The 9,950-nt window shown below is 69.8% G+C and carries 10 protein-coding genes and 1 pseudogene; 4 read left to right on the top strand and 7 right to left on the bottom strand.

All coding sequences use genetic code 11. The features are described 5' to 3' along the window. Positions 1-588: pseudogene (locus tag DQP57_RS25385) on the bottom strand (primosome assembly protein PriA); the annotation flags it as partial. A 79-nt stretch (positions 589-667) separates the two neighbouring features. Continuing rightward, positions 668-1,438 carry a lysoplasmalogenase gene (locus tag DQP57_RS25390; RefSeq protein WP_112635533.1) on the bottom strand — a complete coding sequence of 257 codons (771 nt, stop codon included), beginning with the start codon at positions 1,436-1,438 and terminating at the stop codon, positions 668-670. Here DQP57_RS25390 and DQP57_RS25395 point away from each other — a divergent pair. From DQP57_RS25395 to DQP57_RS25410, 4 genes are read left to right on the top strand one after another with little or no spacing between them, the layout of a single operon-like run. Continuing rightward, positions 1,437-2,411, top strand: coding sequence for an alpha/beta hydrolase (locus DQP57_RS25395; RefSeq protein WP_112635535.1), 975 nt, complete (start codon positions 1,437-1,439; stop codon positions 2,409-2,411). The genes DQP57_RS25390 and DQP57_RS25395 overlap by 2 nt on opposite strands. Before the next feature lie 22 nt (positions 2,412-2,433). After that, positions 2,434-3,396 carry an alpha/beta hydrolase gene (locus DQP57_RS25400; RefSeq protein ID WP_112635537.1) on the top strand — a complete coding sequence of 321 codons (963 nt, stop codon included), beginning with the start codon at positions 2,434-2,436 and terminating at the stop codon, positions 3,394-3,396. 10 nt (positions 3,397-3,406) lie between these two features. Beyond that, a complete protein-coding gene (locus tag DQP57_RS25405) occupies positions 3,407-4,903 on the top strand; it encodes a flavin-containing monooxygenase (protein ID WP_112635539.1) in 1,497 nt (498 codons plus the stop codon). Between the two features lie 16 nt (positions 4,904-4,919). Beyond that, positions 4,920-5,492, top strand: coding sequence for a pyridoxamine 5'-phosphate oxidase family protein (locus DQP57_RS25410; protein ID WP_112635541.1), 573 nt, complete (start codon positions 4,920-4,922; stop codon positions 5,490-5,492). Here the strand turns inward: DQP57_RS25410 and metK are convergent. The 5 genes from metK to mihF form a co-directional block, all read right to left on the bottom strand. Further along, positions 5,476-6,687 (bottom strand): methionine adenosyltransferase, encoded by a 1,212-nt coding sequence (gene metK / locus DQP57_RS25415; RefSeq protein ID WP_112635543.1) that lies wholly within the window; start codon positions 6,685-6,687, stop codon positions 5,476-5,478. The two genes, DQP57_RS25410 and metK, sit on opposite strands and share 17 nt — an antisense overlap. 96 nt (positions 6,688-6,783) lie before the next feature. Further along, complete coding sequence (gene coaBC, locus DQP57_RS25420) at positions 6,784-8,040, bottom strand: bifunctional phosphopantothenoylcysteine decarboxylase/phosphopantothenate--cysteine ligase CoaBC (protein WP_112635545.1); 1,257 nt, start codon at positions 8,038-8,040, stop codon at positions 6,784-6,786. Between the two features lie 21 nt (positions 8,041-8,061). Next, entirely contained in the window at positions 8,062-8,388 is a 327-nt protein-coding gene (gene rpoZ, locus DQP57_RS25425) for a DNA-directed RNA polymerase subunit omega (protein WP_067142516.1), read from the bottom strand. 67 nt (positions 8,389-8,455) lie between these two features. Further along, positions 8,456-9,127, bottom strand: coding sequence for a guanylate kinase (gene gmk / locus DQP57_RS25430; protein WP_112635547.1), 672 nt, complete (start codon positions 9,125-9,127; stop codon positions 8,456-8,458). Between the two features lie 88 nt (positions 9,128-9,215). Continuing rightward, on the bottom strand, positions 9,216-9,530 hold the full coding sequence (gene mihF / locus DQP57_RS25435; RefSeq protein WP_007171927.1) for an integration host factor, actinobacterial type: 315 nt from the start codon (positions 9,528-9,530) through the stop codon (positions 9,216-9,218). Positions 9,531-9,950 lie beyond the last annotated feature (420 nt).

A 9,950-nucleotide genomic window follows, 5' to 3' on the forward strand; every position in this document is an offset into this window, starting at 1 on the left:
GGGAACGATGGCCAGCACCGAGCGGCCGGTGCGCACCGTCTGCGCCGCGGCCTCGGTGAACCGGTCCGTCCACGACTCGCCCGGCAGCGCCTGCCAGACGGCCCGGGCGGCGCGCGATTCGGCCAGCGCCGCCAGGAACTGGGCGCCCCGGCCGTAACCGTCCCAGCCCGACGGGTCGACGGGCTCCGGGATCACCGGATCACGGCTCACCAGCGGTTCGCGCTCGACGCGGGCATGCCGGGTGGGCACGGCCAGACGCAACACGTCGGGCCGGGTGCCCGCGTAATGCGCCGCGACCGCGTCGACCAGCCGGCGGATCTCCGGGGTGAGCACCGGTTCGGCCGACACGACGCGATCCAGCCACCCCAGCTTGCCGGGGTGGTCGGTGTCGTGGCGGCGCTCCAGCACAAACCCGTCGACCAGCCGGCCGTGGAAACGCACCCGCACCCGCACCCCGGGCTGGGCGTCGTCGGACTGCTCGGCCGACACCAGGTAGTCGAACTCGCGATCCAGATGCGGCACCGAGAGCATCGGCAGCACCCGGGCGATGGGCTCCACCTCGACGGGCGTGCGTGCGCCGCCGCTCACCGGGCCCCCGGGCCGCGAATCATGTTGCCATCCAGAGTTTTACCGTCGCAGACCGCAGCGTACCGGGCACCGGCGACAATCAGCTCTCGGCGGGCGCCGGGGCGTCTCCGTCGGCGTCCGCGGGAAGCTCGCGGCCGAAGAAGAATCCGGCCGTGATCAAGATCTGGGCCGCCGCATACGACCACCAGATCGGCACGGCCAGCGCCTCGTTGCCCAGCACGAAGCGGCCGATGGCGATCATCGAATCCGAGGCCGCGAAACACACCGCCCCCACCGCCGTCCAGATCGTCGGCAGCTTCGCCAGCAGGGCCGTGCACACCATCGCCGTCAGCACCACGATGTAGACCGTCACCGGAATCGTCAGCTTCTCCGCGCCCAGGTGGGGCCAGAACCAGACCAGCAGCGCGATCGACGCCGCACACATCAGGACCGCCGCAACGATGCGCACCGTCGACGGCCGCGCGTCCTTCGACGCCCCCGAGAACGCCGGCACCAGCGGCAGCAGCGCGCCCACAAAACAGATGTGCGCCAACAGGAATGCCGCCAGGCCCACCACGAAGGACAGCGTCCACCACGGGATCGCCAGCACCCAGTCGCCGAGGGCCGACAGCAGCAGCGCCGGCATCAGCCACCGCCGCTCGCGGACGACGGCATGCCCGGCCGCGGCCAGGGTCAGCAGGAAGGCCATCGAGGCCTTGAACGCCGGCTGCAACACCCAGTGCCCGGTCAGCTCGATTCCGGGCGGCGAGCGCAGCGCCAGCACGGTCAGGTAGATGCCGTAGCCGAGGGCCACCCAGCCGGCCACCACCCAGGCCCCGGCCACCAGACGAGGTGCGTACGGTACGTCCATGCCCAGCTTGGATAACACAGCCGACGAGAAACCCGCTATCGACCCCATCCTGCAGAAGGTACTGGATGCGGTTCCCTTCCGGCTATCCACTGAGGACGGCATCGACGCGGCGCGCCAGCGGTTCCGCGACCTGCCGCGCCGGCCGCTGCACCCCGAGCTGCGGGTCGAGGACCGCACGATCACCGGCCCCACCGGCCCGATCGCGGTCCGGATCTATTGGCCGCCAAGCCATTCCGATGGCCACCCGGACGGCGCCCCCGCGCCGGTGGTGCTGTACTTCCACGGCGGCGGCTTCGTCATCGGCGACCTCGACACCCACGACGGCACCGCGCGTCAGCACGCGGTCGGCGCCGACGCGATCGTGGTGTCCGTCGACTACCGGCTGGCCCCCGAGCACCCCTACCCCGCCGCCGTCGAAGACGCTTGGGCCGCAACGCTTTGGGTCGCCGAGAACGCCACCGAACTGCACGGCGACGCGAGCCGGATCGCCGTTGCCGGGGATTCGGCCGGCGGCACCATTTCGGCCGCCGTGGCACAGCGGGCGCGGGACCACGGCGGCCCGCCGATCGTGTTCCAGCTGTTGTGGTATCCCTCGACCATGTGGGACGCGTCGCTGCCGTCGTTCGCCGAAAACGCGACCGCACCGATCCTGGACGTCAAGGCCGTCGCGGAGTTCTCCCGTTGGTACGCGGGCGAAGTCGACCTGTCGAATCCGCCGTCGGACATGGCGCCGGGACGCGCCACGGACCTGAGCAACCTGGCGCCCGCCTACATCGCCGTCGCCGGTTACGACCCGCTGCGCGACGACGGCATCCGGTACGGCGAGCTGCTGTCCGCCGCCGGCGTCGCCGCCCAGGTGCACAACGCCGAGACGCTGGTGCACGGTTACCTGGGCTATGCCGGCGTGGTGCCCACCGCCACTGCGGCGCTCGAGGCCGGGCTGGCGGCGCTGCGAACCGCGCTGCACCGGTGACCCCGCGGCGTACGGTGAACCCATGAGCGAGCCGTCCATCGCCCGCCCCGGCATCGATGCGACCTTCAAGGCGTTGCTCGACGCCTACCCGATGACATTCCGCGAGGCCGACGGCGTCGAGGTCGCCCGCAAGCGGCTCAAGCTGCTCAAGGTGCCGCCGACGATGCTGCCGGACCTGCGGATCGAGGACCGCACCATCGCCCACGGCGGGCGCACCGACGTCCCGGTGCGCATCTACTGGCCCGACAGCGAGCTGCGCCCGCTGCCGGTGGTCGTCTTCTACCACGGCGGCGGGTTCTGCCTGGGCGACCTGGACACCCACGACCCGGTCGCCCGCGCGCACGCCGTCGGCGCCGAGGCCATCGTGGTGTCCGTCGGCTACCGGCTGGCCCCGGAGAATCCGTTCCCGGCCGGTGTGGACGATTGCTGGGCGGCCCTGCAGTGGGTCGGCGAGCACGCCGCCGAGCTCGGCGGCGACCCGCAGACCATCGCCGTGGCCGGAGACTCGGCGGGAGGCAACCTCGCCGCGGTGGCCGCGCTGTTGGCCCGCGATCACGGCGGGCCGGCGCTGCGTTTCCAGCTGCTGTGGTACCCCACGGTCACCGCCGACCGGTCCCTGCCGTCGCACACCGACAACGCCGAGGCGCCGGTTCTGAACCGGGACGTCATCGACGCGTTCCTGTCCTGGTACGTGCCCGACCTCGATCTGACCGACCCGAAGGCGCTGCCCACCACCATGGCGCCCGCCAACGCCGCGGACCTGTCCGGGCTGGCGCCCGCCTACATCGCGACCGCCGAACACGATCCGCTGCGCGACGACGGCGCCCGTTACGCCGAGCTGCTGGGCGCCGCGGGCGTGCCGGTCGAGCTGACCAACGAGCCCACCCTGGTACACGGATTCGTCAGTTTCGCCCTGGTGATACCCGCCGCCGCCGAGGCCACCGAGCGCGGCCTGGCGGCGCTCCACAAGGCGCTGCACCCCTAGGCAGGCAACGATGGCCCCGCACGACGACGAAACCCCCGACTATCACACGCTGATCATCGGCGCCGGCTTCTCCGGCATCGGTGCGGCCATCAACCTCGACCGGGCCGGGCTGCCCGACTACCTGGTGATCGAGGCCGGTGGCGGGGTCGGCGGCACCTGGCACTGGAACACCTATCCCGGTATCGCCGTGGACATTCCGTCGTTCTCCTATCAGTTCTCCTTCGAGCAGAGCCGGCACTGGTCGCGCACCTACGCGCCGGGCCGGGAGCTCAAGGCCTACGCCGAACACTGCGCGGACAAATACGGCATCCGGTCGCGAATCCGGTTCAACACCAAGGTGCTAACCGCCGAGTTCGACGACGAGCGCCGCCTGTGGCGGGTGCAGACCGACCCGGCCGGAGAAATCACCGCGCGGTTCCTGATCAGCGCCTGCGGCGTGCTGACGGTGCCCAACCTGCCCGACATCGACGGCGTGGACTCGTTCGGCGGCATCACCATGCACACCGCGCGGTGGGATCACGGCCAGGACCTGCGCGGCAAGCGCGTCGCGGTGATCGGCACCGGCGCCTCGGCCGTGCAGGTGATTCCCGAGATCGCGCCAATCGTCGCGTCGCTCACCGTCTTTCAGCGCACCCCGATCTGGTGTTTCCCGAAGTTCGACGTGCCGCTGCCCGCGCCGGCGCGCTGGGCCATGAGAATCCCCGGCGGCAAGTTCCTGCAGCGCCTGCTCAGCCAGGCCTACGTCGAGCTGACCTTCCCCATCTCGGCGCACTACTTCACGGTCCTCCCCCTGGCCAAGCGGATGGCCTCGCTTGGGAAATCGTATCTGCGGCAACAGGTTCAGGATCCCGCCGTGCGGGAACAGCTCACCCCGAAGTACGCGGTCGGCTGCAAGCGGCCCGGTTTCCACAACGGCTACCTCGCCACCTTCAACCGCGACAACGTGCGGCTGGTCACCGAACCGATCGACAAGATCACCCCCGACGCCGTGGCCACCACCGACGGGGAGAACCACGAGATCGACGTGTTGATCCTGGCGACCGGCTTCAAGGTGATGGACCCCGACAACGTGCCCACCTTCGCGGTGACCGGAAGCGGCGGAAAGTCGTTGAGCCGGTTCTGGGACGAGCACCGGTTGCAGGCCTACGAGGGCGTCACCGTGCCCGGTTTCCCCAACCTGTTCACGGTGTTCGGTCCCTACGGTTACGTCGGCTCTTCGTATTTCGCGCTCATCGAGGCGCAGACGCATCACATCGTGCGGTGCCTCACGCGGGCCAAGCGCGTCGGCGCCACCCGCGTGGAGGTCAGCGAGGAAGCCAACGACCGCTACTTCGCCGAGATGATGCGCCGGCGGCCCCGCCAGATCTTCTGGCAGGACAGCTGCCGGCTGGCCAACAGCTACTACTTCGACAAGAACGGCGACGTGCCCCTGCGTCCGGGCACCACCCCGGAGGTGTACTGGCGCAGCCGGCGGTTCAATCTGGACGACTACCGATTCACCGGTTAGCCGCTACGCTGCACACGTGGCGAAGGAATTTTCTGACATCGACGAGTCGCTTCGCGACTTCATCCGCGAACAGGCCGTGTTCTTCGTCGCCACCGCGCCGTCCGAAGGCGGACGAATCAACCTGTCCCCCAAGGGATATCGCGACACCTTCGCGGTGCTCGACGAGCACACCGTGGCCTACCTGGATCTGTTCGGCAGCGGCGTGGAGACGGTCGCCCACCTGCGCGACAACGGCCGCATCACCGTCATGTTCTGCTCGTTCACCCGCAACTCGCGCATCCTGCGGCCGTTCGGCACCGGACGGGTGATCCGCCCCGACGACGCCGAATTCGCCGAGCTGATACGGCATTTCGGCGATCAGCACGCCGGGGTCCGCACCATCATCGTGGTCGATGTGGAGCGGATCGCCGACGCGTGCGGATTCGCGGTGCCCTACTTCGAGCTGGTCGACGAGCGGCCCGTGCTCGACGCGGCGCACCGCAAGGTGACCGATGACCAGTACGGCCGGCTGATCAACCGCAACCGGCGCAGCATCGACGGGCTGCCGGCGCTCGAGGCCGACCACCCGGCGCCTAGATCGCGCGCTTGAGGTCGTCGACCTTGTTCAGCTGCTCCCACGGCAGCTCGACGTCGGTGCGGCCGAAGTGCCCGTAGGCGGCGGTCTGCGCGTAGATCGGGCGCAGCAGGTCCAGGTCGCGGATGATCGCGCCGGGCCGCAGGTCGAACACCTCGGGCACGATCTTTTCGATCTTGACCGGGTCGACCGTCGCGGTGCCGAACGTCTCGATGAACAGCCCGACCGGGGCGGCCTTGCCGATGGCGTAGGCCACCTGCACCTCGACCCGCTCCGCCAGCCCGGCGGCGACGATGTTCTTGGCCACCCAGCGCATCGCGTAAGCCGCCGACCGGTCCACCTTGGACGGATCCTTGCCGGAGAAGGCGCCGCCGCCGTGACGGGCCCATCCGCCGTAGGTGTCGACGATGATCTTGCGGCCGGTCAGGCCCGCGTCGCCCATCGGGCCGCCGAGGACGAACTTGCCGGTCGGGTTGACCAGGACCCGGGTCGACGACGAGTCCAGCGTGTCGTGGGCCAGCTCGTCCAGCACGGTCTTGAGCACGTGCTGGCGGATGTCGGGATCGAGCGTCTTCTCCAGGTCGATGCCGTCGGCGTGCTGGGTGGAGACCACCACGGTGTCCAGCCGCACCGGGACGTCGTCCTCGTACTCGATGGTGACCTGCGTCTTGCCGTCCGGGCGCAGGTAGGGCAGCGTGCCGTTCTTGCGGACCTCGGTCAGTTTGCGCGACAGCCGGTGGGCCAGCGCGATCGGCAGCGGCATCCGCTCGGGGGTGTCGTTGATCGCGTAGCCGAACATCAGGCCCTGGTCGCCGGCGCCCTGGGCGTCCAGCGGGTCCGCGGCGCCCTCGACGCGCGCCTCGTGGGCGGTGTCGACGCCCTGGGCGATGTCGGGCGACTGCGCGCCGATGCCGATGTTCACGCCGCAGGAGGCGCCGTCGAAGCCCTTGTCCGACGAGTCGTAGCCGATGTCAAGGATCCGCGCGCGAACCGTGTTGGTGATGTCGGCGAACGCCTCTTTGGCCGTCGTCGTCACCTCGCCCACCACGTGCACCTGTCCGGTGGTGACCAGCGTCTCGACCGCGACACGTGAGCGGGGGTCCTGGGCCAGCAGGGCGTCGAGGACGGAGTCGCTGATCGCGTCACAGATCTTGTCGGGATGTCCCTCAGTCACCGACTCACTGGTAAACAGGCGACCCTTTTCGCTCACAATGCCAATCCTTCCAATTAGTTAGTTAGCCGAATTATATCGGCTGGCGTCGGCCCGGCCAGCACCTGCCCCGGTGCCGAGAAGAACTCGACCGTTCTACCCGCTGCCCCCGTGCAGGAACGCGGCGATCGCATCCACGATACGACTGGCCATCAATGTCTTGGAGCCGTGCTGCAGCGCGGACTCGGTCCCGTCGGCCGCCAGCAGCCAGCCGTCGTTGTTGTCCACCTCGAAGGCCCGGCCGTCGCCGACGGCGTTGACGACCAACAGGTCACAACCCTTGTTGCGCAGCTTCGCCCGGGCGTGGAACAACACGTCGCCGTTGGCGTCGCCGGTCTCGGCGGCGAACCCCACGATGGCACGCATATGGGGCAGCTCGCCGTTGGCGCGCGCCCGCACCGCACCGGCCAGCACGTCGTCGTTGCGGACCAACTCGATCGTCGGCGGCCCCTCGACACCCTTTTTTATCTTGGCGGCCGCAACCTGGGCGGGCCGGAAGTCGGCGACCGCGGCGGCCATCACCAGCACGTCCGCCTCGGGCGCGTGCTTGGCCACGGCCTCGCCCAGTTGCTGGGCCGAGCTGACGTGCACCACCTCGACCCCGGCGGGGTCGATCAGCCCGGCGGTGTGCCCGGCGATCAGCGTGACCTCGGCGCCGCGCTGGGCGGCCACCCGCGCCACCGCGTAGCCCTGCTTGCCGGAGCTGCGGTTGCCGATGAAGCGGACCGGGTCGACCGCTTCCCGGGTGCCGCCGGCGGTGACCAGCACCTTGCAGCCGGCCAGGTCGTAGGGCAGCGCGTCGTGGCGGTCGAGCAGCAGGTGCGCCAGGGTGGTGATCTCCTCGGCTTCGGGCAGCCGGCCCGACCCGCTGTCCGTCCCGGTGAGCCGCCCGGCGGCCGGTTCGAGCACGACCGCCCCCCGGCGGCGCAGCGTGGCGACGTTGTCGACGGTGGCCGGGTGCAACCACATCTCGGTGTGCATCGCCGGGGCGAACAGCACCGGACAGCGCGCGGTGAGCAGGGTGGCGGTCAGCAGGTCGTCGGCCCGGCCGTGCACGGCCCTGGCCAGCAGGTCCGCGGTGGCGGGCGCCACCACGACCAGGTCGGCCTGCTTGCCCAGCTGGACGTGCGGGACCTCCGGCACGTCGGTGAAGACGCCGGTGTGCACCGGCTGGCCGGAGAGCGCCTCGAACGTGGCGGCGCCGACGAACCGCAGCGCGGACTCGGTCGGGATGACGCGGACCGAATGACCGGCCTCGGCGAGCTGGCGGACGACGGTGCACGCCTTATAGGCGGCGATACCGCCGGAGACGCCGACGATGACGTTCTTCGCGATCCGATCGCGGTTGTCCACAGCGCGCCCGGCCCGGCCCTGTTACTCGCCCTCGGTGTGCTCGAGCAGGTCGCCGTGGATCTCGCGCATCGCGATCGACAGCGGCTTTTCCTGCAGCCCCGGCTCGACCAGCGGACCCACGTATTCGAGGATGCCCTCGCCGAGCTGGTTGTAGTAGTCGTTGATCTGGCGGGCCCGCTTGGCGGCGTAGATCACCAGCGCGTACTTGCTCGAGACGCGGTCCAGCAGCTCGTCGATGGGCGGGTTGGTGATGCCCAGCGGGGTGTCGTAGGCGCCTTGTCCCCCGGCGGACGGATCGAACCGGTCGGGGACGGCGGCCAGCGCCGCGTCGGACTGCGGAATACTCACTTAGGTCAATCTCCTGGCGGATTGGAGCGGCTCGTCACCGCTGCAGAGGTGTTGAAAAATTCGGTGGTCAATCGTGCTGGGATGTGGTCCGGCTTTTGGTTTGGCCGGACGGATCAGGCCGGTCCGGCGCAGTTCCCACCAGCAAGGATACCAATTCGGAGCACGCTGACTCCAATTGACTGTTCACGACCACCCGGTCGAAGTCGTTTTGGGCCGCCATTTCGGTGCGGGCCGTCTCCAGTCGCCGCTGCATGACCTCCGGCGTCTCGGTGCCGCGGCCGATGAGCCTGGCCTCGAGATCTTCCCAGCTGGGCGGCGCGAGAAAGACCGCGAGGGCCTCCGGCATCGCCTTCTTGACGGCTCTGGCTCCGGCCAGGTCGACCTCGATGAGCACCGGGAACCCGCGGGCCATGGCGGTCCGGACCGGCTCGGCCAGGGTGCCCGACCGGTGCAGCCCCGAGTGGATTTCGGCCCACTCCAGCAGCGCACCCTCGTCGATCAGCTGCTGGAAGCGGGCGGGGGTGACGAAGTGATAGTCGACGCCGTCGACCTCGCCGGGCCGCGGCGCCCGCGTCGTGGCCGAGACGGAAAAATGCAGGTCCGGGACCCGCTCGCGCAGGCATCGGACCACGGTCGACTTGCCCACCGCGGAGGGACCGGACAGCACGACCACACGTCCGTCACCTGATGGTTCAGGACGTGTGCCGCGCTGGACGTCCGGTCCCCCGCCGGGGCTCACGGGCGCCCCTTGGGGGGTGCGCCCGCGGCTCGGGTCGGATTGCCCGCCTTCTCCTCAGGCCATTCGGCCTGCATCGTCGGCGGCCGGGTTAGGAGCCGAACTTTTCCAGCAGGGCCTTGCGCTGACGATCGCCGAGGCCGCGCAGGCGGCGGGTGGGGGCGATCTCCAACTCAGTCATGATTTCCTGCGCCTTGACCTTGCCCACCTTGGGCAACGCCTCGAGAAGCGCGGAAACCTTCATCTTGCCCAGGACTTCGTCGGTCTCGGCGTCCTTGAGCACCTGGGTCAGGTTGGTGCCGCCCCGCTTCAGGCGGTCTTTGAGCTCTGCTCGCGCTCGACGTGCGGCAGCCGCCTTCTCCAACGCGGCCGCGCGCTGCTCGTCGGTCAACTGGGGAAGGGCCACGATTCCTCCGTATCTGATCAATCAATTTCAATCGATCTCTTTTTGTCTCGCCGGTACTTCTGCCAGCGCAGACGACCGTACTCAGGCCTTCTGACGAAATCTAACCCGACCCCCTGCTTACGGGGACAAACTCCCAGCATGGACCGGCGCCTGGCACGCCAAAGCGGCGCTTCCCGGGGCGTCGCCGACGGCCCTCTTCGGGGTGGGCGGGGCGGGGTTTTTCGGGCCGGTTCCGCCCCGGATCGAGCCGTCTAGCTGCGGTTTTGGCGGCTGGGGGCGGCGCGCGGCGGCGTGGCCGGGCCGTCCGGAAACGCGCCGGCGGGCGGCCGCGGCGCCCGGTGCGAGGGATCACGGATTTGTTGCGGCGTGTCGCGCGTGTCGCGCCGGTGGTCAAAGGGCAGGCCAACGCCGCCGTTCGGC

The organism is Mycobacterium colombiense, from assembly GCF_003284935.1.
GTDB lineage: Bacteria > Actinomycetota > Actinomycetes > Mycobacteriales > Mycobacteriaceae > Mycobacterium > Mycobacterium arosiense_A.